22 protein-coding genes and 1 pseudogene are annotated in these 25,906 nt (G+C 71.7%); 7 read left to right on the forward strand and 16 right to left on the reverse strand.

The window, feature by feature from the left end; genetic code table 11:
- Positions 1–31: 31 nt before the first annotated feature.
- Complete coding sequence (locus JO379_RS02650; RefSeq protein ID WP_209513594.1) at positions 32–880, reverse strand: ATP-grasp domain-containing protein; 849 nt, start codon at positions 878–880, stop codon at positions 32–34.
- A gap of 348 nt (positions 881–1,228) precedes the next feature.
- Between JO379_RS02650 and JO379_RS02655 the strand changes: the two genes are divergently transcribed.
- The 3 genes from JO379_RS02655 to JO379_RS02665 are packed head-to-tail and all read left to right on the forward strand — an operon-like array spanning position 1,229 to position 4,837.
- Positions 1,229–2,479, forward strand: coding sequence for a hypothetical protein (locus JO379_RS02655; protein WP_307841875.1), 1,251 nt, complete (start codon positions 1,229–1,231; stop codon positions 2,477–2,479).
- On the forward strand, positions 2,476–4,071 hold the full coding sequence (locus JO379_RS02660) for a vWA domain-containing protein (RefSeq protein WP_209513595.1): 1,596 nt from the start codon (positions 2,476–2,478) through the stop codon (positions 4,069–4,071). The genes JO379_RS02655 and JO379_RS02660 overlap by 4 nt, the downstream gene beginning before the upstream one ends.
- Positions 4,061–4,837, forward strand: coding sequence for a hypothetical protein (locus tag JO379_RS02665; protein WP_307841876.1), 777 nt, complete (start codon positions 4,061–4,063; stop codon positions 4,835–4,837). Before JO379_RS02660 ends, JO379_RS02665 begins: the two co-directional genes overlap by 11 nt.
- A 77-nt stretch (positions 4,838–4,914) precedes the next feature.
- On the opposite strand, the gene JO379_RS02670 is transcribed toward JO379_RS02665, so the two are convergent.
- Positions 4,915–5,889 carry an alpha/beta hydrolase gene (locus JO379_RS02670; protein WP_209513596.1) on the reverse strand — a complete coding sequence of 325 codons (975 nt, stop codon included), beginning with the start codon at positions 5,887–5,889 and terminating at the stop codon, positions 4,915–4,917.
- Between the two features lie 281 nt (positions 5,890–6,170).
- Positions 6,171–6,617, reverse strand: a pseudogene (locus JO379_RS02675) (NsdA family TPR-like regulatory protein); the annotation flags it as partial.
- Positions 6,618–7,128: 511 nt separating this feature from the next.
- Between JO379_RS02675 and JO379_RS02680 the strand changes: the two are divergent.
- Complete coding sequence (locus tag JO379_RS02680) at positions 7,129–7,302, forward strand: hypothetical protein (protein WP_209513597.1); 174 nt, start codon at positions 7,129–7,131, stop codon at positions 7,300–7,302.
- 14 nt (positions 7,303–7,316) lie between these two features.
- Positions 7,317–7,988 carry a PhzF family phenazine biosynthesis protein gene (locus JO379_RS02685; protein WP_209513598.1) on the forward strand — a complete coding sequence of 224 codons (672 nt, stop codon included), beginning with the start codon at positions 7,317–7,319 and terminating at the stop codon, positions 7,986–7,988.
- On the opposite strand, the gene rox is transcribed toward JO379_RS02685, so the two are convergent.
- From rox to JO379_RS02750, 13 genes are all read right to left on the reverse strand, one after another.
- Complete coding sequence (rox, locus tag JO379_RS02690; protein ID WP_209513599.1) at positions 7,968–9,446, reverse strand: rifampin monooxygenase; 1,479 nt, start codon at positions 9,444–9,446, stop codon at positions 7,968–7,970. The genes JO379_RS02685 and rox overlap by 21 nt on opposite strands.
- Positions 9,447–9,655: 209 nt before the next feature.
- Positions 9,656–10,264: a hypothetical protein gene (locus tag JO379_RS02695; protein ID WP_209513600.1), complete on the reverse strand. Its 609-nt coding sequence runs from the start codon at positions 10,262–10,264 to the stop codon at positions 9,656–9,658.
- 206 nt (positions 10,265–10,470) lie between these two features.
- Positions 10,471–10,929: a hypothetical protein gene (locus JO379_RS02700; protein ID WP_209513601.1), complete on the reverse strand. Its 459-nt coding sequence runs from the start codon at positions 10,927–10,929 to the stop codon at positions 10,471–10,473.
- Positions 10,916–12,172 carry an Hsp70 family protein gene (locus JO379_RS02705; RefSeq protein ID WP_209513602.1) on the reverse strand — a complete coding sequence of 419 codons (1,257 nt, stop codon included), beginning with the start codon at positions 12,170–12,172 and terminating at the stop codon, positions 10,916–10,918. The genes JO379_RS02700 and JO379_RS02705 overlap by 14 nt, the downstream gene beginning before the upstream one ends.
- On the reverse strand, positions 12,169–14,226 hold the full coding sequence (locus JO379_RS02710; RefSeq protein WP_209513603.1) for a dynamin family protein: 2,058 nt from the start codon (positions 14,224–14,226) through the stop codon (positions 12,169–12,171). The genes JO379_RS02705 and JO379_RS02710 overlap by 4 nt, the downstream gene beginning before the upstream one ends.
- The gene (locus JO379_RS02715; protein ID WP_209513604.1) at positions 14,223–14,786 is read right to left on the reverse strand and encodes a hypothetical protein; all 564 of its coding nucleotides are present in this window, start codon (positions 14,784–14,786) and stop codon (positions 14,223–14,225) included. Before JO379_RS02715 ends, JO379_RS02710 begins: the two co-directional genes overlap by 4 nt.
- Complete coding sequence (locus JO379_RS02720) at positions 14,783–15,364, reverse strand: nucleotide exchange factor GrpE (protein ID WP_209513605.1); 582 nt, start codon at positions 15,362–15,364, stop codon at positions 14,783–14,785. The genes JO379_RS02715 and JO379_RS02720 overlap by 4 nt, the downstream gene beginning before the upstream one ends.
- Position 15,365: 1 nt before the next feature.
- On the reverse strand, positions 15,366–16,193 hold the full coding sequence (locus JO379_RS33840) for a C39 family peptidase (RefSeq protein WP_209513606.1): 828 nt from the start codon (positions 16,191–16,193) through the stop codon (positions 15,366–15,368).
- On the reverse strand, positions 16,190–17,920 hold the full coding sequence (locus tag JO379_RS02730) for a dynamin family protein (RefSeq protein WP_209513607.1): 1,731 nt from the start codon (positions 17,918–17,920) through the stop codon (positions 16,190–16,192). The genes JO379_RS33840 and JO379_RS02730 overlap by 4 nt, the downstream gene beginning before the upstream one ends.
- Before the next feature lie 4 nt (positions 17,921–17,924).
- The gene (locus JO379_RS02735) at positions 17,925–19,082 is read right to left on the reverse strand and encodes a hypothetical protein (RefSeq protein WP_209513608.1); all 1,158 of its coding nucleotides are present in this window, start codon (positions 19,080–19,082) and stop codon (positions 17,925–17,927) included.
- Positions 19,079–20,032, reverse strand: coding sequence for a PP2C family serine/threonine-protein phosphatase (locus JO379_RS02740; RefSeq protein ID WP_307841877.1), 954 nt, complete (start codon positions 20,030–20,032; stop codon positions 19,079–19,081). Before JO379_RS02740 ends, JO379_RS02735 begins: the two co-directional genes overlap by 4 nt.
- The gene (locus JO379_RS02745; RefSeq protein WP_307841878.1) at positions 20,020–20,790 is read right to left on the reverse strand and encodes a vWA domain-containing protein; all 771 of its coding nucleotides are present in this window, start codon (positions 20,788–20,790) and stop codon (positions 20,020–20,022) included. The genes JO379_RS02740 and JO379_RS02745 overlap by 13 nt, the downstream gene beginning before the upstream one ends.
- An 81-nt stretch (positions 20,791–20,871) precedes the next feature.
- Entirely contained in the window at positions 20,872–21,873 is a 1,002-nt protein-coding gene (locus JO379_RS02750) for a hypothetical protein (protein ID WP_209513609.1), read from the reverse strand.
- A 305-nt stretch (positions 21,874–22,178) separates the two neighbouring features.
- On the opposite strand from JO379_RS02750, the gene JO379_RS02755 reads away from it, so the two are divergent.
- Entirely contained in the window at positions 22,179–22,688 is a 510-nt protein-coding gene (locus tag JO379_RS02755; RefSeq protein ID WP_209513610.1) for an O-acetyl-ADP-ribose deacetylase, read from the forward strand.
- A 732-nt stretch (positions 22,689–23,420) separates the two neighbouring features.
- Positions 23,421–23,948 carry a DinB family protein gene (locus JO379_RS02760; RefSeq protein WP_209513611.1) on the forward strand — a complete coding sequence of 176 codons (528 nt, stop codon included), beginning with the start codon at positions 23,421–23,423 and terminating at the stop codon, positions 23,946–23,948.
- Positions 23,949–25,906: the final 1,958 nt, after the last annotated feature.

A 25,906-nucleotide genomic window follows, 5' to 3' on the forward strand; every position in this document is an offset into this window, starting at 1 on the left:
GACCGGCGGTCACAGCGTGATTACCCGACGGTCAGGCCCGCGTCGTGGCCCCTGCCCGGCTGATCAGGCGGTGCAGTGATGCCTTCAGGCCGGCGACGAACGCGTCGCGGGTGCTCGCGGGTACGAGGTCGAGCGACAGGTAGGGGTTGAGGTCCTCCAGCTCGACGAGGAGCAGTTCGCCGTCCGGGGTGCGGCAGGCGTCGACGCGCTGAATGCCGTGGTCGAGGGTGTTCCAGTCGATGAAGCGCTGGGCGAAGTCCAGATCGGCGGCGGTGGGCTCGTACGGTTCCAGCACCCACCGCTCCTCGGGCCGAGGCGCGTGGAGGGCGTACTGGAAGGCGTGGTCGATGAAGTAGAACGAGACCTCGTAGCGGAAGCGGATGCGCGGCTGGACGAGCACGCCGCCGTATTCCAGGGTGTCCAGCCGGTCACGGGGGACGATCTCCAGGCCTATGGAGTCCGCGCCGAGCTTCGGCTTGACCACGTACTCGTCCACCCGGGGCAGCCGGTCGAGGTCCTCGTGCCGGTCGATGGTGGGGATGACGGGATATCCCGCCGCGCTCAGGTCGAGCAGGTACTGCTTGCCGGCCATGTCGGCCCTGCCCGTCAGCTCGTTGTAGACAAGGGTGCCGCCCCGGGCCGCGCGGTCGCGGAAGTCGTCGTAGCGCTCCTGGTAGTGCAGCACCGGGCCGCTGTTGCGGACCACGACCGCGTCGAAGGAGTCCATCAGCGCGGCGGCGTCCAACGGGTGGCACAGGGCGATGTCGAAGTCGTCACGCAGCCGCGAGGACAGGAAAATGTCCTCGTCGCAGTACCGCCGCCCCCGCGCCGGGTAGGCGAGGTCGGTGACGTACAGGACACGGGGCTGAGCGGGTGACACGGTTTCTCCTGAAAGATCGGCTATGGCCCAACCTACCTTCGGCCGATCTCGCGTCGGGAGCGTGGGGCGGCGCCTCTGCCCGATGCGGCTGCGCGCGCGGGCCGGCCGGCTCCGTGTGGCCGGTCCGGGCGGTGCCCCAACGCCGAAGGGATCACACCGTCCGCTCTCGACAACACCGTCACCCGCCTGCCGGCTGTGGATCCCCCAACGACCCCGGTGATACGGCGAGTTGTTCACCTACCCGTTCCCCTTCATTACGCGGCTCGCCACCCCGCGGTGTCACACTCGCTCCCCTATCGACGGGTGCACGGCATGGGGGGATCCTGGCGTGAGCGGGCAGGAGGAGTCGTGACCACCACCGGGGGCAGATCGACCGTCGAGGAACCACGTCTGGCCATCGAGCGCCGGGCGCCCTCCTTATGGTCGCGCCGGCGGTTCCTGGTGGTCATAGCCCCCTTGCTGGCCACCGTTCTGACCGGCGCGGCACTGCTCGCCCTCTCCGGGAACTTCCTGCTGCCCTTCCAGCGGGTGGTCACCCTGGAAGGCAAGATGGGGTCGAAGGGCGACTTCTTCGGGGACGAGGAGGTCCGGCGCATCCTGATGCGACATCACATCAAGGTCCACATCACGAGCTCGGGCTCGCGCGAGGTCGCGGTGCGCAACATCGACTCGTACGACTTCGTCTTTCCCTCCGGACAGCCCGCGGGAGACCTGATCACCAGCGAGCGGGCGGCGAAGAACCAGTACAGCAAGGTGCACCGGCCCTTCGTCAGCCCCATTGTGCTAGCCACCTATCGCGGCTACGCCGAGACCCTGCGGGACGCCGGAATCGCCACCCCGCAGCGGAGCCCGGAGCCGGGCGGGTCGCTGTACTACACGCTGGACATGGCGAAGTTCCTCGATCTGGTGGCCCGCGACGGCGGGAACCGGTGGAACGACATCGGGATCCAGCGGCACGGCACCACCAACGGGAACACCGTCCTGGCCCAGACGTCCGACATCTGCCGGTCCAACTCGGCGGGCACCTATCTGGGGCTGGTCGCCTTCACCCGGAACCACGACGACGTCCCCGACACCGAGCGGGAGGCCGACCGGCTCGCCACGCAGATCAAGCCGCTCCTGGTCCGCCAGGGACTGCCCGCCGCCGATGTGTTCCAGACCTACAGCTCGCCGGAGGGAAAGGGGATCTCCCCCGTCGTGGTGGCCTACGAGCACCAGTACCTCGCCTATCAGCGCAGCTACAAGGCACGGTACGACAGGGTCGACTCGGAGCGGGTGCTGCTCTACCCGAGCAGTCAATTCGTGACGCAGCCCCAGTTCATCGCCCTCACCCCGGGCGGCGAGCGGCTCGGCGAGCTGGTCGTCCGGGACCCCGGTCTGCGCCGCCGGGCCATGGAGCTCGGCTTCCGGGTCCTCGATCCGACCGGCGCCGTGGCCAGTGACCAGCTGTCGGCCTTCCTCAAGGGCAACGGCATACCCGTCCCCGCGGCGGGCTCGGGCGACACCAAGTCGCTGATGCCCCGGCTCGCGCTCCTCGAGCGGATGATCTCCGCCATCGGGGACTGCCCGCCCGCCGAGCTGCCGGAACAAGCCCCGTGAGGCCCGGTCTCCGCCTGCCGCGGCTCCTCACGCTCTGGCTGGTACTGGCACTGCTCGCCACGACCACCACGTCCTGCTCCTCCGGCGAGGGCGACGGCACCACCCTGGACGTTCTGGCCAGTTCGGAACTCGCCGATATGAAGCCGCTCCTCGACGACCTGCGCCGGGACACCGGTGTCACGCTGCGGATGGACTACCGGGGCACCGTGGACGCCAGCAACGGCCTGACGCCCGGCCGCTACCACCACGACCTCGCCTGGCTCTCCTCCGACCGCTGGTTCCAACTCAAACTCAAGGGCGCTGGCGGCAGGGTCGAACTGCCGCTGTCCCAGCGGACGATGTTCTCCCCCGTGGTCATCGGCATGAAGCGGAGCGTCGCCGATCGTCTGCGCCGGGGCACGAAGGACGGGCAGATCTCGTGGGCGGACGTCGCCGACGCCGCGGCGGCCGGATCGCTGCGGTTCGCGATGGCCGACCCACGGCGCACCAACAGCGGTCTGGCCGCCCTGGTCGGGGTGGCGACCGCCGCCGCGGGCACCGGAAAGGCCCTGCGCCTGGAGGACGTCTCCTGCGACCGGCTCCGTGGTTTCTTCGCCGGCCAGGCACTCACCGAAGGGTCCACGACTGCCCTGGCGGACACCTTCGTCCGGCGGCAGGGCGAACTCGACGCGCTGATCACCTACGAGTCGTCGCTGCTCTCCCTCAACGCGGGCGGCAGGCTCGGCGAACCGCTGGAGGTCGTCTACCCCAAGGACGGCATGGTCCTCTCGGACTACCCGCTGCTGCTGCTCGATCCGGCCAAACGCGCTGCCTACGACAAGGTGGTCGCCTGGCTGCGGAGCGATCCGGCCCAGAAGAAAATCATGGAGCGTACGCTGCGCCGCCCGCTCGACACGTCCGTGCCCCGGGACTCCCGGCTCCGCCATCCCGTGGGCAACGCGCTGTACTTCCCGGACCGGCAGGAGGTCGTCGACCGGCTGCTCGCGGACTACGGCGGCGCCGGGAAGGCGAAGCCGGCCAGGGTGATGTTCCTGCTCGACTTCTCCGGATCGATGAAGGGCGGCCGCATGGCGGAGTTACGGGCGACGTTCGACGGTCTGGGCGGGGCGGACGACTCCCGGTCGGGGAAGTTCGTCCGCTTCTACCAGGGCGAGACGCTCACCGTGCTGCGGTTCGGCAGCCGGGTGCTCGACCAGCGCAGCGTGACCTATCACGGGCAGCGGGACCTGGACGTGCTCCGCTCGTTCATAGCGTCGGGCGACGTCGACGGCGCCACCGCCGTCTGGTCGGCGCTCGACGCGGCCTACGACAAGGTGGCCGGCATGGTCCGGGAGGACCCCGGGCGGCCGGTGTCGATCCTGCTCATGACGGACGGCGAGAACAACGCCGGTATGGGGCTCGACGCGTTCGTACGCCGGTACCAGGCACGGCCCGGCCCGGTGCGGGCCGTGCGTACGTTCACCGTCCGGTACGGCGAGGCCGGCACCGCGGAGTTGGACCGCGCGGCGCGCACGACCGGCGGGCGCATGGTCGACGCCACGACCGGCTCCCTCCTCGACGCCTTCAAGGAGACCCGTGGGTGTGTTCACTGAGACGTGGTGGGGCGTCTGGTGGCCCTGGATGCTCATCTGGTCGGTGACGGCGGCGAGCGTGCTGACACTCGTCATCCTGGCGGTACGCGATCTCCGCCGCCGCAGGCGCCCCGCCGGGCGGAATCTGAACTACAGCATCTGCTTCTACCTCCACAACACCGCGATCATGGACCAGTACCAGATGGGCCGGTACACCGTGGCCCTCAGGAAAGAGGTCGAGCAGCGGACCAGTGACAACAAGGACGGGAACATCCGCGCCACGGTCTTCGGCATCGGCGCGGGCGCCGGCAGGCGGGACAGCCGGGAGATCGTCAGCAGGTATCTCGAGGTGGCGGAGCCCATTTCGGTGATCGGCGTCATCATGGACGTGCTGGAGCGCAATGACGTCATCGTCCACGTCGACCTGGTGAACGGGACCGTCCAGCGGAACGAGGCGCTGGTCAAGGCACTGGCCACCACCCACGGCTCCCGCGCCCCGCAGGACAGCGTCCGGCTCCGCGACATCGAGGACTACGTCCTGCTCAGAGGCCGGTTCCGAAAGATCAGCGAGGAGCCGGAAGGCACCGTCTTCCTGGCGCCCTACGGCGACCCCGACGGCCCCGGCGCTGCCCCGGAGAGCCCCCGGGTGCGCGTCACGTGCGCCACCGAAGGGCTGCGCGACGAGGTGCCCCGGGGGGCGTTCTCGGCGCGTTGTCTGGGCAAGGTCCAGGACTGGAACGCCGAGGACGCGGTCCTGGAAGTCCAGGCCATCGCCATCTTCCTCTAGCCGGGCCCGTCCGGTCTCCCGACGGAACGCCGCGAGACCGGATGTGGCCGCCGGACTGCCGGGCTGCCTGCGCGAGATCAGGCGATACCGCGGGCGAGCTCAGCGAGCGCCGAGACCAGGGGAGCGCGCCGGTAGGGGCCCATGTGCGGGGCCCGCACGGTGCGTACCGTGAAGCGGTTGCGGGGGGTCAGGGCGTCCGCCTCGGCGATCATCCGGTCCTGGAGAGCCGGGGGGATCATCCGGTCCTCGCTGAAGCGGATGTACGTCCGTGGGATCCGGCCCCAGGTCGCGGCGTCGACACGGGCTTCCGTCACGGCGATGCCCGCCGTCTCGTCCGGTTCGAGGGTATTGAGCAGCGCCCGGAACGCCACGTCCGGGTAGCCGGCGGCCGTCGCCGCCTTGAGCTTCGCCAGGAAGTCCGGGTCTCCCGAACGCCAGTTGGCCCGGGTGATGCCGAGTTCGGGCGCGGCCGCGATGCCCGGGATCGTGAACGCCAGGCTGTCCTTGGCTTCCGGTGCCTTGAGGTAGTCGAGCAGGGTCGGCAGCTTCACCGGGCAGAAGGCCGCGACATAGGCGATGCGGTCGAGCAGTTCGGGAACGGCGTTGCCCACCCGGTTGACGGTGAGCCCGCCCTGGCTCTGCCCGACGAGGATGACGGGGCCGTTCCTCCGAACCCGCCGGACGATCTCCACGACGTGGTCGGTGTAGTCGTCGAGGGTCACCTTGCCGAGCGGGGACGGCTCGGTCTTGAGGGCTTCGAGGTCCTGCGGCGCCTGGTAGGCGGCCGGGAAGTAGGCGTCCGGGCCGTGGCCGGGCAGGTCGACCGCGAGGGTGCGGTGGCCCAGCAGGGCGAGTTCCCGCATGTAGGGCGCCCAGCCACCGGCCGAGCTGTTCGCGCCGTGAACGAATACGTAGGTCGGCAGCCGATGCCCGCTGTGTCCGCCGCCGTGGGGCGCCGCGCCGGCACCGGGGGCCGCGGCGAGCGTTCCCGTCGCCAGGGCACCGGTCGCGACAGCCGTTCGTAGGACAGTGCGGCGTGTGTGGTCCGTCATGCCACATTCCCTCTCATGGTCCTGAAATCATGTGAGTTACTGCCGAGATCGTCGCACGGGGCTCCTCGCGACCGGACGTCAGGGGCCTCCTTCGGCAGTGAGTCGTCCCACGTCCCCGGCCCCCCTCACGGGGACGTGAACGCCATGTGGCCGAGTCGCCGGGCGCAGGGGTGGCAGACACCGCCCCGGGACGCCGGAATGTGCAACAGCCCGTCCACGGCCGGATTCCCGCACACCACGCACGCACGCTGCTTCTCGTGGCCGCCCGCAGTGAACGCGGTGCCGCTCAGTGCCGAACCCGCGGCGAGTGTCGCGCCCGCTCCCACCAGACCGCGTCGGTTGAGCATGAGGTCCATTCCCGTGAATTCAGTGAGGACCGCGGCCGTCCGCTCGGGCGCCCAGGGCAGTCCGTCCACGGACTGCCCCTTGGTCGCGCGCCCGCGCCGGCCGAACCCGAGATCCTCAATGGTCACGACACGACCGAGACGCTCGGTGAACAGGGCGGCCAGCACCTTGGGCACGGGATCCCGCGGGGACTCCCCCATGTCGATCCAGCGCCGGACCCGCGAGGTGTCGACTGCCACCTGCGGATGTCCCATGACAGCCGCCTGCCGGTTCACGAGTCTCGCCAGCTCACCCTTGGACCAGCCGGCGAGGCCGAACAGATCCGCCAGGCGGGTATTGGGCTCCCGGGACTGCGAACGCGGTGGCTCGTCCAGGTACGACACGGTCCAGACCGGCGTCTCCGAGGCCGCGGCCAGGTGGACTTCCTCGGCCCAGGCCTCCTCCCACTGCCGGTACACCTCGTCGAGCAGCTTCTCCGCATCGGCGCCCCGGACCCTTCGCACCAACGCCTCGGCCACCGCGACGACTTGGTCCCGCTGCTGGATCACCGGGCCGGTGAGCACACCGTGCACGACGGACCGGGAATACCGCTCGGGCATTTCCCGGCGGATCGTTCCGACCGACGGTGCTCCCGCCTTCAGATGCAGCTCGTGCAGCTTGCGCTTGAGCCGACGGCGCGCACCGGACGGCAGTTCCGGCATCGTTAAGTGGCCCGCTCGTCCCACGACTCGCTCTCCCATCGACCCGTTCTCCACCGTTGCCAACCGTTCGCGGCCGTTCGCAGCCGTTCGTGGCTGTCCCGGATCATCCCAGTCCGGCCGCCGCCGCGCCGGGGATGTTCACAACCGATCGCAGACGACCGCCGGCCCGGAGAGGTCCCGGAAGCTGGGCCGCATGCATCGACTGCCCGACTTCCTCCTGCACGACGTCCTCGGCGACTACCTCGCGGCGCTGCTCGGCGCTCTGACCGTGTGGGGGCTGCGCCGGATCCGCGCGTGGCGACGGGGCGTCGGCGAGGACCGCGCCGAAGACGGGGAGGGCGGACACCGGCACGGGAGTGGACGGTGATGTTGAATGCCGGAATGACCGACATCCAGGTACTCAGTGTCTTCGGCGGCCCCGGCGGCCGGGGCGGCAACACGCTCGGTGTCGTACGCGACGGATCCGCCGTGCGCGGCGACGCGAGCCGACAGGAGCTCGCGGCCGAACTCGGTTACAGCGAGACCGTGTTCGTCGAAGACGCCAAGCGCGGGGTGGTCGACATCTGGACGCCGTCGGCCCGCCTCGCCTTCGCCGGGCATCCGCTCGTCGGCGTCGCGTGGCTGCTGGGCGCCGACGTGCTCCGCCCGCCCGCCGGTGAGGTCCCCGTCCGCCGGGACGGCGACCTCACCTGGGTGCGCGGGCGGGCCGAGTGGGCGTCCGGCCGGCGCACCGAGCGGTTCGCCTCACCGGCCGAGGTCGAGGCGCTGCCCGCGCCGCCCGAGGGCGAGGGGTGGCTGTACGCGTGGGCGTGGCAGGACGAGGCCGCGGGACGGCTGCGCGCCCGCGCCTTTCCGCGGCGTGGTGACGGTGTCGTCGAGGACGAGGCGACGGGCGCGGCGGCGATCGTGCTCACCCACGAGCAGGGCCGCGCCCTGGACATCCGTCAGGGCTGCGGCTCCCGGATCCTGACCCGCCCCCGCCCCGATGGCACCATCGAGGTCGGGGGCCGGGTCAGGCGGGTGGCCTCCCCGTCAGGCGGCGCGCTCGGCTGACGGTGCGCCGAACCACTGCGACAGTCGGCCGATCAGCTCCTGCTGGTCCTCGCCGGCCCAGGCCACGTGGCCGTCCGGCCGCAGCAGCACCGCGGGCACGTCCAGTTCGTCGCTGACGTCGACGACGTGGTCGACCCGGTCCGCCCAGCCCTCCACCGAGAGCCGGCCCGTCCGGTCGAGCAGCAGACCGCGGCCGCCGCGCATCAGCTCGTAGAGACGCCCCTGCTTCAGCTGCACGTCCCGCATGCGCCGACCGAGCAGTTCGTGACCGTCGCCGAAGTCGTAACGGACCCCGACCGCGGTGATCATCTCGGTCACGTACCGGTTGACGACCTCGAACTCCAACAGCTCCGAGAACATCTCCTTCAACGCCACCGCACCCGCGTCGGTCCGCAGCAGCACGCTCTGCGCGCGGGTGTTGCTCACCACGCGGGCGCCCACCGGGTGCCGTTCGGCGTGGTAGCTGTCCAGCAGCCCCTCCGGCGCCCAGCCTGCCACCGCGGCGGCCAGCTTCCAGCCGAGGTTGAACGCGTCCTGCACACCGGTGTTGAGGCCCTGCCCGCCGACCGGCGGGTGGATGTGCGCCGCGTCGCCGGCGAGCAGCACCCGGCCGACCCGGTAGCGCTCGGCCTGCCGGGTGGCGTCGCCGAACCGGGACAGCCAGCGCGGCGAGTGCACGCCGAAGTCGGTGCCCGCGACCTCCCGCAGCCGCTGCTTGAACTCCTCCAGGGTCGGCGCGGCACGCTCCTCGGCCACCCCGTCGGCGGGCACGATGACGCGGTACGTCGTCCCGTCCGGGTTGGGGATGACGCCGAACCGCACGTAGGTCTTGCTGATCTCGGCTGCCACGGCGGCCACCGTCGCCGGGTCCTCGGCCACCTCCAGGTCGCCCAGCAGCGTCTCGACCGTGGGGGGCTCACCGGGGAAGCCGACGCCGAGCAGTTTGCGCACCGCGCTGCGGCCGCCGTCGCAGCCGACGACGTAGCGCGCGCGCAGGTGCGTGCCTCCCCCACCGGCTACGCCCTCATTGGCGGGGACGCCCCCACTCGCCAGCTCGACGGTCACCCCGTCCTCGTCCTGGCTCAGCCCGACCACCTCGCAGCCGCGGCGTATCTCGGCACCGAGCTCGACGGCCCACTCGCCCAGCACGCGCTCGGTGACCGGCTGGGGCATGGCGAGGCCGTACGGGTGGGCGGTGTCCATCTGCTCCGGCCACGGCGTGGGGAAGGCGGCGAAGGGACCGCCGACCGAGAACGGCTCGCTGACCTCGCGGAACCGCTCCAGCAGACCGCGCTGGTCCATCACCTCGACGCTGCGCACGTGCAGACCGCGCCCGCGGGACTCCGACGTCGGCTCCGCCAACTTCTCCAGCACGACCACGTGCACACCGTGCAGGCGCAGCTCGCCGGCCAGCATCAGGCCGGTCGGTCCGCTGCCGACCACGATCACGTCAATCACAAAATCCCCCACCTAACAAAGTTGGATTTCGGCCAGCTGCTCCGTGCAGTCCGGCGGCGCGCACCCGCGCACCTCCGCGTTGACGTTTCCGCAGGTCTGGCCTTGATCGACAATTCTGCGGCATGACCCGGGCCTTGCCGCAAGCCCCCCGCTGCGCTATAAATTGAGACAGGCAAGGAGTGCGAACTCTCCTTGCCTTCTGTCGTCCGTCACCACGTCACCTCATGAGGCTCGGGCAGGACGAAGACCGTGGTCGCCCCGACCGTGAACATGTCCTCGCCGGCCCGCAGCGGGGAGCCGTCGAATGCCTTGTCGAAGGCGGCGTAGCCGTCGTCGGCCAGTACGGTCCGGACGTCCTTGGCGGCCACCCGCCGGGCGCCGACCGAGAAGTGTTCCAGGTCCACCGCGTAGCGCAGGAACGTGATCTGTTGCTTCTCCGTGCCGTTGACCGATGCCTTCGCCGTGGTGCGAGGGTTTCCCAAGTGGCCGAAGAGTCCGTCGAGTTCGACTTTTCGGTCGTCGCGGACAAAGGCCAGGCCCCCGTCGAGCATCGCCCCGCCGTCCTCCAGCGGGAGCGAGACCCTGCCGTGGGTGATCGGGAAGCGGACGCAGGTGGGGGCCGCGGGGTCGATGGATGCCGGGGCGGTCGCGGTCATGGTGATGTCCGCGTCCTCCAGGGCCGCCGCGGCGGGTCCGGTCAGGCACAGTCCGGCCGAGCCGCGCACGGGCACCGTCGGGCCGGCGGCGGCGACCGCCACCGAGGTACCCAGTACCGCCACCACCAGGGCGACGGGAGTCCACGCCAGCGCACGTCTCATTCCAGAACCTCCCACCGGGCCGGGCCCGGGATCGTCACGATGGCCGTGCCGTGACCGGCGGACGGGCCGCGCACGTTCACATCCGTCCTACACGTTCACATCCGTCCTATAAGTAACACCGGCCAGGGCGGGCATCCGCGCACGGACAGCTCCGGTCGACGGCGGTTCAGTCGTATGGAGGGGAGGGAGCCGGGGGACGTGTTGTGTCACAGACGGCATTCCTCGCGGCACCAGGCGAAGAGTTCGCGGGCCTCGGTGACCCACCCGTCCGCGGCCGTGTGGAAATCCGCCCGCGGGATCGCGCAGGTCAGGGGCAGGGTGCGGACGCCGGCCAGATAGGGGTGGGCAGTGGTCAGATTGAAGACGGTCAGCATGGGGACCAGCCTGTCGGTGTTCCAGGCGTTGGCGGCGGCCGCCGCCACGGCGAGCTGATCCCCCCTCAGGAAGCGGTCGTCGGTCATCAGGACGATCAGCAAGCCGTTTCCCGTCGTGGTCACCGTCAGACGGATCTTCCACTCCGCTTCGGGGGCGTCGCGCTCGACGGACACGTAGGAGGCGTCGGCCTCGTACGGCCACCGGTGGCCGGAGGCCCAGGAGCAGACCAGCTGCCGCCAGTGGGCGGCCAGCGGCATCGGTGCTTCCGACGTGGTGTCAGGTGCGGGCACGGCGCACCGCCTCGATCACCATGCGGTCGGTCAGTCCGGCGTCCAGCAGGGCCGCGATCCGGGGCGGCAGCGGACGGGAACGGGGCGCGGGCGACGGGAGCGCCGGCGAGGTCCTCACGCGTACGGGGGCGGTGCCCCCGGCCAGCCACGCGGCGCCGGTGGCCACCGCGAGCTCCGGCTCGAAGACGTCGAGCACCGGTCGTCGCGTATGCCGTGCGAGGTGGTCGCCGACCATGGGCAGACGGGAGCTGCCGCCCACGGGGACGATCAGGTCGAGGTCGCCCCAGTCGAGGCCGTGGGCGGCCAGTACCCGCTCGCACTCGGCGACGGTGTCCGACAGCAGCGGGCGGACGGCGTCCCGCAGGTCGGCCCGGGTCAGGGTGATCTCGACGGGCGGGTCCAGCATGGTCAGCAGGTCGGAGTGCTCGGAGGAGACCGACAGTTGGTGCTTGAAAGCGGTGCACGCCTCGTGGAGGAGGGTCGCGCGGCGCAGCACCGCGGGATCGTCCGTTCCGGTGGCCGCTGCCCGCAGGTCGTCCACGGCCCGCGGGCAGCGGTCGCGGACCAGGGCGAGTACGGCCTGGTCGATGGCGATGCCGCCGGAGTCGGGCAGGCCCCCGGGCGAGCCGAGGACGGTGAGGCCCTCCGTGGTCCCCCGCGCGATGGCCAGATGGAAGGAGCCGCCGCCGAGGTCGTAGACGAGGAGGGTGCGCTCCCTGTCCGGGTCGTGGTCGTGCAGGGCGTACACGGCCGCGGCCACGGGTTCGCTGTACACCTCGATGGTCTCCGGGGCGAGGCCCGCGGCGCGGGCCGCTGTCTTCATCAGCTCGCGCCGGCCGCTCTCCCAGGTGGCGGGCACGGTGATCACGACGCGGGCGGGGGCGGTGGGGGCGGCGCGCCGGGCCTGCCGGACGAGGAAGCCGAGGACCTCCGTCGTCAGCTGGGCGGTACTGAAGCGTCGGTCGCCGAGCAGGTGCGGGGACGGCTGGCCGAACTCCTGCTTGAACCCCGACCGGAAGCGCTCCGGGTGGCGCAGCCTCGAGTTCTGCGCGGCCTGCCCGACCACCATGGACCGGTCGGGCAGCAGACAGACGGCGCTGCGCACGGATGTGGTGCCGTACGGGCTCACGGGGTCGCGCACCGGCAGCGGCGGGTGGCCCCGGCGCAGCACGACCAGCGCCGAGGACCAGGTGCCGAAGTCGATTCCGTAGACCGGGCCGGGCCGGTCGGTATCGGTGGTCATGGCGCGTCGAACTGGCCGGGGTCGAAGAGACCATGCGGGTCCGGGGAGAGATCCGGGGAGCCCGGGGAGGAGTCCGGGGAGTCGGCGGTGTCACGGGGTCGGTCCGCCGGGCACGTCGGCTGCCGGGCGGGAGGGCGGGGCGGTAGCCGTGGCGGTGGCGTGGCCGACTGCTCGATCCGGGAGCGCAGCCGGTCGAGTTCGCCCTGCATGAGGCGGTGGCGCTGGTGCCGGGCGAGAAGCTCGCCGCGCCGCCCGGCCAGTTGTTCCTCGGTCCGTGAGGTGGCTTCCTGGAGCCTGCGGCCGGATTCGGCGAGCGACTCGCGCTGGGCCGCGAGCTGCGCGCCCAGCTCCTGCGTCAACGTCTGGGCGGTGTCCCCGTACGCCTGGCGAAAGGCCTCCGTGGCGTGTCGCCGGTTGGCGGCGATCTCCTGGCTGACCAGGTGGAGCAGGCGCGCGGCCCGTTCCCGTTCGGCGCGTTCGCGCAGGTCCTCACGGTGGTTGCGGATGCCCTGGACGACTCCGGTGACGCCGAGGCACGCGGCCACGGTGAAGCCGGTGACCGGTTCGACGAATCCCACCAGCCCGCCGGCGCCGAGTCCCGCCATGCCGGTCGACCAGCCGCTGCGCAGGAGATCGAAGGCGCGGGCGGGGCGGACGCCGAGCGGCACGGTGGGGACGGTCACGGCGGGTGTGAAGGGCGGCGGGGGCACCTCGGGCGGGGTGAGGCGCAGGCTGGTGCGCTCGGCGAACTCGCGCATCAGTGTCACGGCGACCGTGGCCAGCCGCTCGTGGGCCTCGGTGAGCGCGTGGAGCATGCCCGCGGCCACCTCGCCGGCCAGTTCCTCCGATCCGGGGTCACAGCCGCCGGCGACCGCCTCCTGGTAGCGGCGCGACACCGCGTCGAAGGCTTCCTGAAGGCCGGTGCGGGTGCGGCGGTTGTCGAGCTCGAAGCGCTGGCGCAGTTCGGTGCGCCACTCGGCGCCGCCCGCGGTCAGCCGCTCGATCCGCGCGGTCGTTCCCGCGATGTCGTGGCGGAGGCGGCGCAGGGACTCGTCCGACTCCAGCGCGGCGAGTTCGTTGGCCGTCGGGGAGCCCGCCGTGGCGAGCGCGTCAGCGAGTCCGTCCAGGGCCCGGCGCAGCTGGTCGGCTCCGGCGGCGGTGGCCAGTCCGCCCCACAGGGCGTGGTCCAGCTCGGGGAAGCCGGAGGCGGCGAGCAGCCGGTCGTCGGTGCGGCCACCTTCCCCGTCCGCTGCCCGCTGCCTGTGCCGCAGCCAGGTGAGCTTGCGGAAGGCGGAGACGGGGACCACCACCAGGCTGCCCGCCGGGCGGCCGGTCCGCGCGGCGATCTTCTCGCGGGCGTCGTCGACCAGTGGGGAGGCGTCACGGACCTTGTCGGTCTTGGTGACGGCGACGATCACGACGTCGCAGGCCTTGAGCGCCTCGTCGAGGAAGTCCAGTTCGTAGGTGGTGAGGGGGTCGAGGGCATCGCAGGCGAAGACCAGGCCGTCGGCCCGGTCCAGGAAGGAGCGGGTGGCGGCGGTGTGTTCGGGGTCGACGCTGCCGACGCCGGGGGTGTCGACGAGCACGAGCCCGGACTCCAGCCGCGGGACAGGCGCCCGGACCTCGACCAGCCGTACGCGTTTGTGGTTGCGGGGGTTGCCCTGCTCGGTGACGTACGCGCCGAGGTCCGCAAGGTCGATCTCCGTGTGCCGCCCGGCGCGGTCGGCCGGGGCCGGGTCGCCGAGGTGGACCCGGGCGCGCTCCCGCGGTCCCCAGGCGAGGGTGCAGACCACGTTCGTGGCCACGTCGGCGTCGACGGGGAACAGCCCCGGCCGCTCCACGAGGGCGTTGAGCAGGGTGGACTTCCCGTGTTTGAACTCGCCGCCGACGACCACGTGGCAGGTGCCCCGCTCCAGCCGGGACCGGGACTGCTCCAGCCGCTCCCGCCCGCGGGGGCCCAGTTCGTCGGAGAGTTCCTCGGTGAGCCGGGGGAAGGCGGCCAGCACGTCGGCGCGCAGCCGGCCGAAGGCGTTGTCGCGCACGCTGTGGTTCACCCTTCCTCGGGCAGGTGCCGGCCGAGGAACCTGGGGGCCAGTCGCCGGTAATAGGGGGCGAGGGAGGGTTCGAGCAGCCGTCCCAGCAGGTCACCGAACGGTCCCGCCCACGCGGACGCGGGCGGGCGGCCGGACGCGAGACCGTCGAAGAGCTCGTCGTACAGGCCGAACAGCCTGGCGCGCTCCGCCAGGTACCCGGCGGTGGACAGCCCTTCGACGGCCGGGTGCGGAAAGCGCCCCACAGGCCGCTCCCATTCCCGCCGTGACCGTTCGGGCTCCTTGAAACGCAGGTCGGTGTACTCGGCCAGGCGCCCGGTGGACCAGTCGAGGGCCACCGTGGCGAACGGCGGGAAGAGGTCGGCGCCCCCGGCCGGGTCGGGGCGCATGACGAACAGCGGCAGCCGGACGTAGACGCGGGGCGCGCCGTCCTGCAGTACCGGCACGGGCAGCGGCCAGCCGATGCCCGCCTCCATCGGGGCGAGTTCACGGAACGTCCGGGAGCGGCGCAGGATCCCGCGGAGGGCCTCGGACCTCGGGCGGTCGCCGTCGGCGGCGGTCATCGCGCGTCCCGCCTTCCGCGCTCGGCTTCGGCTCGCGGGGGCCGGGGGCCCACGTACGGCACGTAGGAGACGACCTCCTGGGGCCGCAGTAGTACGTCCCGCCAGAGGTAGCCGGGGCGGACCGTCTCCGCGATGCGGTCGCTCAGCAGCCCGGAGGGGTCGTCGCGGGTGGCCACCACATGGTGGCGGGCGGGGTCCACGGGGCCGGTGTCCTCGACCGGGGTGACACCGGAAGCGGTCAGCGCGGCCACGACGCCCCGGCGCACCCGGTCCAGTACGGGCCCGTCCGCCGCCGGCGGGTCGCCGGCCAGTCCGGCCAGCCGGTCCAGCAGCTCGATGAGCGGCACCGCCGCGGGCGGCACGGAGTCCGGGGCCGGATGCTGCTCCTTGACCGCCGTGCCCGGCGGCTTCCCGTACGCGGCGCGCAGTTCGCCCTCGATCCGGTCCCGCTCGGCGCCGAGCCACGCGGCGCACCTGGCGGAGAGCTCCGCCAGGGAGTCGTGGGCCGCCGTCGGCGGCCGGTCGGGATGCGGTGGTGTCGGCGGTCGCACGGGCCCGGTCCTCTGCTCGTGTGTCATGTCATGCCTCCGGGCGCTCGGCGGTGACCAGGAGGTTGCCGGAGTCCTGCCAGGCGGCCAGGAACTCGTCCAGCGGGACCATCAGGCCCTGCCCCTCGGGGTGTCCGGAGTCGTTGAGCACCACCATCGGATGTGCGGGGTCGCTGTGGTCGAACCCGGTGACCCAGACCGCGTGGTTGGCGTCCTGGCCGGGGATGCCCGGCAGGTCGCCGAGGGTGTCGTCGGCCAGATCGTGGCCCGGGGCCCAGATCTCGTCCGCGTCGAGGCCGACGATGGCGGCGTCGCCACGGCTCAGTACCTCCTGGAGCTGGGCCAGGGACGCGCCCTCGGTGTGCTGCACCCGGACCCCGTGCAGCTCCAGCAGGTTCCCCAGCGCGTCCGGCGAGGTGCCCGCGCCGTCGAACCACCCCCTGGCCGCGGCCTCCGCCGTGAGCTGCTCCTCGCTGACCCGCTCCCCGGTGAGGTATGCGAGGACCATGCCCTGGGCGCCGATCGCGCAGCCGCCCTCGCCGGTGTGCTGGTGCCAGACGCCCATGGCGCCGCCCGGGTCGCCGACGACGGCGTGGGGGTCGCTGTGGGCGGGGTTGTGGTTCGGCAGGTCGGCGACGCCCGTGAGGGCCGGGGCGTCACCGTGGTCGATCTCCGCGCCGTCGTGCGGGTCCAGGAAATCCGTCCACTCCATGGGGTCCGGGGTGCCCATGATGTCGGCGGGGTCGAAGAGCTCCCCGCCGGACGCCGGGTCCAGCGGTGGCTCGAACCCCTCCCCGTCGAACGCGCCCGCACCCCCGTCGTACGCACTCGTGCCCTCCTCGTACGCGCTCCAGCTCACCGACCGCTCCCTCCGTCCGTCTCGTCCCCGGCCACCCCGCCCGGCCGTTCGTGGCAGTCCCCGTACAACAGCGCCTCCGCCCGGGCGACCAGGTCCGCGACCCGCTCGTACGACCGCAGGACCACGCGGGCGACGGCGAGCGTGGGCCGGTCGAGCAGCGGGTCGCAGCAGCGCGCGGCCCAGTGCGCGGCGTGGCGGCGGGCCGTCCGCAGCAGCGTGGCCACCGGGGTACCCGCCGGAAGGCCCAGTCGGGCGGCGCAGCTCGGCCCCGACTCCCCGGTCACCGCCAGCAGCTGGGACTCCTCCGCCGCCGTCAGGTGCAGCCCGCCCCGGTAGTGGGCGGCCAGGGCGGCCAGTTCGGAGGGGCCGGCGTCGGTGACCCTCATGTCCTCCAGCAGCCCGGCCACCCGGCCCGCCACGGCCGGCGGGGGCCGGTCGGCGAGCTGCGCCGCCGTGCGCAGCCGGGTCACCTCCTCGGCGATCTCCCGCTGGCCGTGGTCGAGCTTGATCAGTGCGGCGCGGTTGCCGAAGTGCCGCAGGATCTGTTCGCGCAGCGCGACGACGCCGCTGCGCTCCAGCAGCAGCCGGCGGGTGGCGTCCTCCCCCAGACCGTCGCGCAGGGCACCGCACGCGAGGAAGACACCCCAGGCGCCCATCCGGTCCACCAGCGCGGCCCGGACCCCGGCGGGTACGGGCAGTCCCAGGTCGTCACGGACGCAGAAGAGGTTGACGTCCTCCATCAGCTCCGCGAGCCGGTGCGGTGGCGTCCTCGCCAGGTCCGCGAGCGGCTCGAACGCGGCGGACGGCATGCACTGGGCCGCCACTCCCAGCAGCCCCGCGACGGGCAGCACGGTGTGGAACACGCGGCGCGCTGCGGGCCGCTCACGACAGGAGTCGGCGATGCGGCGGGCCGTCGCCATGGGGTCGTGGGCCAGGGGGTCGACGGGCAGTCCGTCCGGGCCCGTCTCGCCGGCGGGCGGCCAGTACTGGTCGGCGCGGGTGAGCACGCCGAAGGCCTTCAGCGGGCTCACCACCGTGCCGTACGCCCCGGCGAAGGAGTCGACGGCCTGTTGGTCGGCCCGGCCGAGGCCCCGGCTGAAGGCGAAGACGACGGCGTCGGCGCGGTCCATCTCGGCGGCGCTCTCGGCGTGCACCGACCGGGCGTCGCGCCCCAGCCGCCGCAGCGCTCCGGCGGCGTCGGCCCGCTGCCCCGGGTCGTCGATGCCCAGGAAGGCCAGGGTGTTCCCGGCGTCGGTGCCGTGCACGCTGCCCAGGCCCGGGGTGTCCACCAGCCGGAAGCGGCGCAACAGCGGGCTGGGACGGCCCACCTCCACCTTGCGTACGGCGCGCAGCAGCCGTGCCCCCGCGGGATCGCGCGCGGTCAGCCGCGACAGCGCACCGGGCGGTAACTCCCGGGCGGGCCTGCCGTCCTTGAAGTGGACGAGCAGCCGAGGGCGCTCGGCGTGGTGGAACTCGCAGACATTGAAGGTGAGTTCCAGTCGCCCGGTGTCGGCGATCTCCTCGCCGAGCAACGCGTTGACCAATGTGGTCTTCCCGCGTTTGATCTGTCCCGCCATGGCCACCCGCATCGGTGCGGTCATCCGGGCCCGCGCGGAGCCGACGAGGGCCAGCAGGCCGGCGGACGCCGGGTCGGTGGGATCGACGGCCCGGGCGATCCGCTCGAAGACATGGTCGTGCGTGCCCATGGCATCGGGAAACGGCCGCATCACGTCACCTGACCGAGGCGAGCAGCATGATGACGAGGAGGATCGCTGACGCCACGGCCACGAACTTCAGCCACTCCGGCGGGAACTCCAGCAGGTCGGCCGGCGCGTCGGCTGCGGGTGGGGCCGTCGGCGGGTTGAAGGCATCGTGCCCCGTCAGGCGGGCGCGGTCGCACCACGGGCAACGGGCCAGGTGCGTGCTGTGCGCGTGCCGCGGGCGGGTGGGGCACGTCGTCACCGCGCCCTCGGCCCTCGCCTGCTCCAGTGCCTCCAGCCAGTGCCGGGCCGAGGGCCGTGCCGCCACCTCGCGCGTTCCCGGCCCGAACGCCTGCCGGGCCAGCTCCAGCACCGCGGGCGGCAGCACCGTCGGGTCGATCACACCACGCGGCAGATATACCGACTCAGGCCGTACGACGAAGCTTCGGCTGGCGGTGATGTTGTCCGAGATCAGTACGTCGTCCTCGCTGTCGCGGGGCACCCCGCCGAAGGGGTGGTATCCGGCACTGAGCAACTGGTAGACGAGCACCGCCAGGGCGAAGTCGTCGCTGTGCGCGCTGCCGGGGGCACCGGCCAGCCGTTCCGGGGACGCGTAGTCGGGGGTGTGCAGGAAGGCCGGGAACACCTCGCGCGTCACGGGGTCGGTGAAGCCGATCGAGTCGCAGTCCAAGAACGTCGCGAAGCCCCGCTGGTCGACGACCACGTTCTTGGCGGAGAAGTCACCGATGACCAGCCCCTCGTGGTGCAGCCGGGCCGTCATGAAGGCCAGGTTCCAGCAGACGCCGAGCAGGAACCGCCAGTCGGCCTGCTCGGGAAACCGCCGCAGCCGCTGGTCACGGCTGAACAACCCGGTGAGCTGCACATGTTCGGGGCCGGCGTAGCGGCCCATGCCGTAGCCGAGGAACGCGCCCTCCGCCGTGTACGCGAGCCCCACCGGCCAGGCCAGCTCGGGCGGCTGGCCGCTGCCCACCGGGCGGCCGGCCAGCGGGCTCAGGGTCAGCATCCGCTTCAGCCGATGCTCCCGGGCCACGTCGGGCTCGTGGTAGACCTTGACCACCAGATCATCGGCGCCCTCCACTCCGTGGACGGCTGCCTCCAGGCCCGAGCCCAGCGGCTGATCGAGCAGGACGACCGGCCGACCGTTCAACCGCACGTTCCGGCCCGTCACAACAGGCCCCTCCCCCAGTCCTGCCGGGCTCCGCGTACGGCCCGGACGAGCGTCTTGTCGTCGGCGTTGAGCGCGGTGAGCCGGTGCGAGCGCAACAGTGCCCCCAGGTCGTCGGCGTCGGCCTGCGGGTCCGGCCCCGGCCGGTCCAGCGCACGCAGCACGGAGGTGGCGAACGACCGGTTGGGCACCGGCCCTCCCGGTCCGTCCGCGGTGGACAGGGCCGCCTGCGCCAGACCGTCCGTGGACAGCAGCACACCGTCGACCTCGTCGTCGCGGACGCAGTCGATCCGTACCCGCGCCACGGCGTCCGGCGAGCTGAGAAACGTCGTCTCGTTGCCGTACTCCCCCGGTGGCTCCGGCTGCGGCAGGAGGTGGAACTGCGGTGCGCCGTCCGTCTCACCGGCGCGCAGCACCGCGAATCCATCCCCCAGGGAGGTGTGACCCACCCAGCCGGGGCCGAGCGCCAGCACGGTGAGGGTGGTGGCGAAGTCCGCCGGTCCGCCCCTGCCCCCGGCCAGCTCCCGGGTGTCGTCGAGGAAGCTGTCCCTCACCTCCCGGAAGGCATCCCGCTGGAGCCGGGCGAGGGTATTCCCCTCACCCGGCTCCCCCGGCCCGCCCGGCTCCCCCGGCTCGCCCGGCCCGTCCGGCGCCGTCGCGAAGGAGGCGAGATGCCTCCCGAACACCGAGGTGGCGAGCCGGATCGCGAGGTGTGCGCCCTCTTCGGACCGGGGCCTGCTGCCGGCCCCGTCGGCCACGGCCAGCACGGTGATCCGGGCACCGGGCGGGCCCGCGCACGCCTGCCCCCAGGCGTCCTGACAGGGCAGCCCCTGCTGCACGTGCCGGTATCCGCGCACGCTCAGGCCGTGCACCCGCCACGCCGCCGCTGCGGAACGCCCCGTTCCCACCACCCCCGACACCTCGTCCCCGCCTCCGTCGCTCAGTCGTCCCACGCGGAACGCTGTGTCTTGAAGCGGGCGAAGAGCTGCTCGAACGTCTCCTCCTCCGCGCCCCTCTGCTCCGCGCCGGCGCTGGCCGACATGGTCTGGAGCAGGTCCTTGAACGGGAACCCGTGCAGCGTGGCGTGGTAGGTGGGGGCCAGCTCGCGCAGCACCTGCTGCCCGTACTCGCTGATGCCGCCGATACCGAAGGCGTAGAAGCGGAACCTCTTCGCCTGCTGTTCCGCGGCGAGGACCGGGATCAGCCGCCGCCATGCCGAGGTGACCCGGCCCGCCGTGTCGGTCGGCAGCCCGTCCGTCACCAGACAGACCTGCGGACGGTAGTACTGCAGGCCCTTGCGCCTCAGCTCCGTCTTGCGCTTCGCCACCAGGGGTATCGCCGTCTCCACCGCCTCGGTCAGCAGGGTGACCCCGCAGGCGGCGAGGCGCGGCGGCTGGAACAGCTGGGCGGGGACGAACGGGCTGACCTGGGCCCCCGGGGCCAGTTCGTGCGGCCCCTGCCAGATGCCGATGCCCGCGCCGCCGAAGGTCACCAGGGCGATCTCCACGCTGTTGCACAGCGCCGGATCGTCCCTGATCTCGTCTCCCCAGGTGGCCAGCGCCTCGTTGAGCAGCCGGATGGGCTCACCGGTCATGGAGCTGGAGGTGTCGAGGAGGAGCAGCAGCGGCAGCCGCTGGGCGTTGTTGTTCTCTATCTCGATGTCGTTGAAGGACGCGGGCATGTCCTGCGTGGGCAGGTCATGCGACGGCACGGCCGGCTGCCTCGGTATTCCGGATATCACGTTGTCCCCCGATGTGTGTGCGTTGAAGTTCCGGATGTTCCGGTACGGACGTCAGGGTGGCGTGCTGCCGCGAGCGCGGGCGTCGGCGCGCCCGGGGCCGCCGGGCGCGAAGGCCTCCAGCCGCCCGGAGCCGGGGCCCACCACATCGACCCTCGCTCCGGGCCCCGGCGGGGTGAGCGAAGGTTCGGCCCACGTCGCCCGGTGCAGCCACCCGTCGAACTCGACATATCCCTGGGGCCGCAAGCAGGTCCGTACGACCGCGGTGCGCACCGGCCCGTGTGGCAGCCGCCGCACGACGGCCAGTCGGGGCCGTCCCGTGGGCGTCGGCGCCGGCCGGTCCGCGGGCGCCGGCGCCCCGGAGAGGAGGAAGCCGGGCGGGAGCGGACGACCGGTGGTGGCTGCGGCGACGGGGCGCCTGGTCTTGAACACGGCCAGGGCGACGAGGGAGAGGAGGGCCACGAGGGCGATGAGGAGGGCATCGGTCGTGTCCGGGCGTCCGCTGCGGTCGGCCGGGGACCGGCGCTGTTCCAGAACCAGCAACCGCGTCCCGTCGGCGCCCTTTCCGGACGCGGATGCCGCGTCGCGGGTGGGCAGGGCAAGTGGTTTGCCCTTGCCCGGTTCCAGCTTCACGTCACCCTTCAGCAGCGACTCGCACAGCGGCTTGTGCTTCCCCTCGCTGCACAGCGGCACTTCCTTCAACGCGTCGGCCTGCCCTCGCAGCGAGGTGAGTACCACGTCGCGCGGGACCACCCACTCCTTCGCCAGCAGAGCGAGCAGGGCTCCGGCTTGTCCGCTCCGGGGAGATGCGGTCAGGTCGACGATCAGGAAGCGGCCTTCTCGCGCGCCGACGGCGATCTGCCGCACGCCCTCCCGGACGTTCCCCGGGCCGAGTTCGAGCTGCCCTTTCACCGCTACCCGGACGGTCTGCCCGCGTTGGGCCTCACGTAGCTCCTGGGCCGTCCGGCGCAACTCTTCGGGGACACCGCTGTCGGGTGACGGCGAGGGCGCGCTCAACACCACCACCGCGCCCAGCGCGACAAGTACCCGTACCACCGTTCCGTGGAGCCGATGCCGAACCGCTCGCGCGGCAGGCCGAACGCAACTGTCCGCCCGTGCCATGTGATCCCCCGATGGCCTGCCGGAGACGGAAGATCCGCCCCATGTTTCGGCGTGTCCAGGTTGCAGATTGGCAGCAGAAGGGCGACCGGGCAGTGGTATGGAATGACTTTTTTCGCCCTGCCGATGCACACGGCGCGGTAAGGGCGCACGGGTTCATTCGCGCGCGGAGCGCGTCACGTCACCGTACGCCCCTGGAAACGCGCTCCGGCCGGGACGACGTGGTGAGCGAAGATGGCTTCATGACCACCATCACCTTCGTGCGGGGCGACATCACCGAGCAGCACGTGGACGCCATCGTCAACGCGGCGAACTCCTCCCTCCTCGGCGGCGGGGGCGTCGACGGCGCCATCCACCGCGCGGGCGGCCCGGACATCCTCAACGCCTGCCGGGACCTGCGCGCCTCCCACTACGGCAAGGGCCTCGCCACCGGCCGGGCCGTCGCCACGACGGCGGGCCGCCTCCCGGCCCAATGGGTCATCCACACGGTGGGCCCGGTGTTCTCCGCAGAGGAGGACCGCTCGGGGCTGCTTGCCTCCTGCTACCGCGAATCGCTACGGGTCGCCGACGAGCTGGGCGCGAAGACGGTCGCCTTCCCCGCCGTCTCGACCGGCATCTTCCGCTGGCCGATGGACGACGCGGCACGCATCGCCGTCGAGACGGTGCGGACCACGGACACCTCCGTGGACGAGGTCCGCTTCGTCCTCTTCGACGAGACCGCGTACGCGGCCTTCGCCGCACAGGGGAACTGACCCCGAGCGAAGCACGGTGCGACCGGGCCCACTTCCAGGGCCGCCGCCCGGCGCGCGTACACCCGATCCGGTCCCTCGCCGACCGGCCTCTACCCACGGCCCTGAGACGCCGGCGAAACGGGAAAAGACAGAGGCACCAGGCTGATACACGAAGGCGTTCCGCGGGGAGGACGCGGTAGGCGGGGACGCGACGCCAGTTATCTCGGGTGCCGATCGAGCGTCAGGTGGGCTCGGACGCCTCGGCCGAATCACTGGCAGCCGACCTGGAACTGGCCACGGCAGAGCTCAGAATCTTGCGCGCGGCCGCGGGACCGGCTCAAGACGGGCATGGCGCGGCTGTGGGGGAACCACTCGTCTTCAAGCCACCGCGCAGAGAAATGACACGAAACTCGGAATGATCAAGGCTAGGTTCTCCTGGACGATCCGGCGGGCACCGTACACGAGACGCACTGCATCTGGCTCCTGAGCACCCATCCCTCCCGGACCAGTTCCGCGACCGGATGCCCGAAACGCCGCCGCCTTCGCGCCAGAAGAGTAGGAGCCGCCCGACGGCGAGTTGATTGGCGACCTGGGCAGGAGTGGCCGCTGTCATCCAATCAAGGCGTCACAGCGAATCCAGTCGCTGCGGCTCCCTTGCCGACAGACCGAGACGGTAGAGGCGAACGCGCTGAAGGCGGCGATGTCGCGCAATCGAGGACACCTACTGACCTACACGCCTCCTACGGTCTGCTCATGACCACTTCGTCGCACAACCTGACCCCACTTCTTCCAGGCGAGCGCGGTGAGCTTCTGCATGCACTCTCGGAGCAGCGGGAGTTGCTGCTGATCACGGTCCGCGGCATCACCGACGTGCAGGCCGCACAGCGCACGACCGCGAGCGACCTCACCCTGGGCGGAATCGTCAAGCACATCACCCGCGGCGAGCAGGTGTGGGTGCAGATCATGGTCAAGGGGGACGGCGAGCTGCCGGAGGGCATGCTGGACATGGAGCAGTACGGCATGGCCGACGACGAGGCGCTTACCGGGCTGCTGAATCAGTACGCAGCCGCGGCGCGCACGACCGAACAGGCTGTGGCCGGCCTACGGGACTTGGACCGGAGCGTGCCCCTTCCCAGCACCCCGTGGTCCCCGCCGGAGACGGTCTACTGGTCGGCGCGCCGGATCCTGCTGCACCTGATCAGAGAGACCGCCCAACATGCAGGGCACGCGGACATCATCCGGGAATCACTCGACGGAGCCAGCACCACCGCGCAACGGTGATCGCTCCCCGGGCGCTGGAGCTGCACTTCACGTCGACCCCCGACGCTCGTGAGTTCCTCGGGGTTCCGCGCGCTTTGCCGGATCTCGAAGAAGTCGTCGATCGTCGAAGACGAGGAAGTCGATGTTCCCACCTGCGTGGACAATGTCTTTGGGGTGTTAACCGTGTTCCGCCGCGTAGGGGAACGCGTTCTTCGCGACGTGGCCGCCGAAGGTGCTGCGAGCTCCGGGCAGCGACCCGGCTGCTGGTGGGACGGATGGCGATGTCGTGTTCGCCAGTGACCTGGCCGGCGTAACACCCCACGGCGTGCTTGCGTCCCGCTCCGGCATCCGGGCGCCCTGGGACCGACTGGAACGCAATCAGCGTCGGCCGATGCCCCGGCGGCACCGTCTTCGTCGACAACCCGCCCATCTACGAGGACCACATCGAGCTCAAGTACGGAGCCGAGTGCCGTGCAGGCCAGCGATCAGTGGCGGCTCGTTCCAGCCCGGTTCGGGTTGACCCACGGCCGGTTGCGGCGGCGACACCTTGGGACAGGCCTGCTGGCGACTGCCTGCTCCCTGCGCTGCCAGCCTTCCAACAGCTCTTCCCCGTCAGATACCTGGTTGATCTTTCGCAAGGTGCCACCCTGGGGCCTTCGGGTGGGCTTCCTGACGGGACTCGGTTGGGGAAAGCGCGGTAGTCGGCGGGGAGGCCGGTCATTGAATGACGCCGTGACGGGAAGAAGAGGTCACCTGTCGGTGGGTGGTGCGGGGGAAAGGGGAGCCGGTGGCGCGACTCCGTACGCCTGGGTCGATGCCGAGAGGACGGCGAGGGTGTCGCGTAGGTGCTCGTCGTGCGGGTAGTTGCCAGTGGCCGGTGTCCAAACCGGTCCCGCAGACGAAGGGATTCCCGTGCGTCTTGCTCGACTCGTCGCCATCGCCTGTACGGCTGTAGCCCTGCTTTCCGGTCCCACGCTCGGATCCGCCGTCGCCGCTCCGTCCCCGAAGCCGCCCGAGCCTCTCCTTCTGGACCTCACAAGGGTAATCACCCTGAGAAACATGCTCAACGGTCCGATTCAACTCAATGTGCTCGCGAACGTGCGCAACGAGGGGGCGTTCATCGGAGCCGTGTCCTCGGAGATCGGTGATGACGGCCCAGGGGCTGGGGTGTCAGTTTCGGTGCCCTGACAGCCGGTCACGGGGCTCTGGGGCTTCCCCGGGACCCATCGTGGTGGCCCGGTGTCGGGGTGGGGGGCAACTCGCCAGCATGGGGTCGCCCCGCGTGGGGCGGGGCGTGGGCATCGCATCAAGGAGCTGGCCCTGGAGGGCGGGGCTATACCAGCGCGGGGGCGAAGCTCTGAACTCGTAGTACCGCGCTGCGGCTGGCGCAGGCAGGGGCCTTCCTGCTCCTCTGGGCGTTTTCTGTTTCTGAGGCCCAATGCGGCGCGTGCCGGTGGTGTATCTGCCGCACAACCCGAGGTCGGCACGGGTCCACACCCGTTGGCCGAGCGGCATCGGAGGTACTCCGCCGACGGTGCTACGACGCGAGCCGGGAGTCGGCTCTGTGGGAGCCGCTGTTCGAGATGCTCGCGCGTTCTCCGGCCAGGGCCGCCGACCCTGGCCGGAGACTGAGGAGAGCGCTGAGCACCGCGTCTCGTCTCAGGCGCGCTTCCTCCCGAGCGATTCGCCTGTGATCCAGGTCACCTGCAGCCTCTGCCCGAGGTCGAGCCTGACGGGTGGTGCGCGGACACAGGGGTGGGGCTTTGGGCCGGTCAGGGGCGTTACCTGTGAGTAGTTGGGTGACAGCGGAACGGATTGGTCTACGCCTCTATGCGACGGCATGATCACGGGTCGTGAAAAAATTAGGGACTCCGGTACGCGTTCGGGCCCCCTGGTCCGAAATCCTGCGGCTGAGGACAACCGTCCTCCGGCGCCCTTATGGGGATGGGGAGTTGGGCGCCGCCCGCAGGACGTGAGGA

Source organism: Streptomyces syringium (assembly GCF_017876625.1).
In the GTDB taxonomy this organism is placed as follows: Bacteria; Actinomycetota; Actinomycetes; order Streptomycetales; family Streptomycetaceae; genus Streptomyces; species Streptomyces syringius.

What these genes read in the sequence shown, in the direction of transcription:
- JO379_RS02670 (WP_209513596.1), bottom strand. Translation starts at nt 5,889, where the DNA reads ATGACGGACCACACACGCCGCACTGTCCTACGAACGGCTGTCGCGACC.
- JO379_RS02680 (WP_209513597.1), top strand. Translation starts at nt 7,129, where the DNA reads ATGCATCGACTGCCCGACTTCCTCCTGCACGACGTCCTCGGCGACTAC.
- JO379_RS02685 (WP_209513598.1), top strand. Translation starts at nt 7,317, where the DNA reads ATGACCGACATCCAGGTACTCAGTGTCTTCGGCGGCCCCGGCGGCCGG.
- JO379_RS02695 (WP_209513600.1), bottom strand. Translation starts at nt 10,264, where the DNA reads ATGAGACGTGCGCTGGCGTGGACTCCCGTCGCCCTGGTGGTGGCGGTA.
- JO379_RS02705 (WP_209513602.1), bottom strand. Translation starts at nt 12,172, where the DNA reads ATGACCACCGATACCGACCGGCCCGGCCCGGTCTACGGAATCGACTTC.
- JO379_RS02715 (WP_209513604.1), bottom strand. Translation starts at nt 14,786, where the DNA reads ATGACCGCCGCCGACGGCGACCGCCCGAGGTCCGAGGCCCTCCGCGGG.
- JO379_RS02720 (WP_209513605.1), bottom strand. Translation starts at nt 15,364, where the DNA reads ATGACACACGAGCAGAGGACCGGGCCCGTGCGACCGCCGACACCACCG.
- JO379_RS02730 (WP_209513607.1), bottom strand. Translation starts at nt 17,920, where the DNA reads ATGCGGCCGTTTCCCGATGCCATGGGCACGCACGACCATGTCTTCGAG.
- JO379_RS02755 (WP_209513610.1), top strand. Translation starts at nt 22,179, where the DNA reads ATGACCACCATCACCTTCGTGCGGGGCGACATCACCGAGCAGCACGTG.
- JO379_RS02760 (WP_209513611.1), top strand. Translation starts at nt 23,421, where the DNA reads ATGACCACTTCGTCGCACAACCTGACCCCACTTCTTCCAGGCGAGCGC.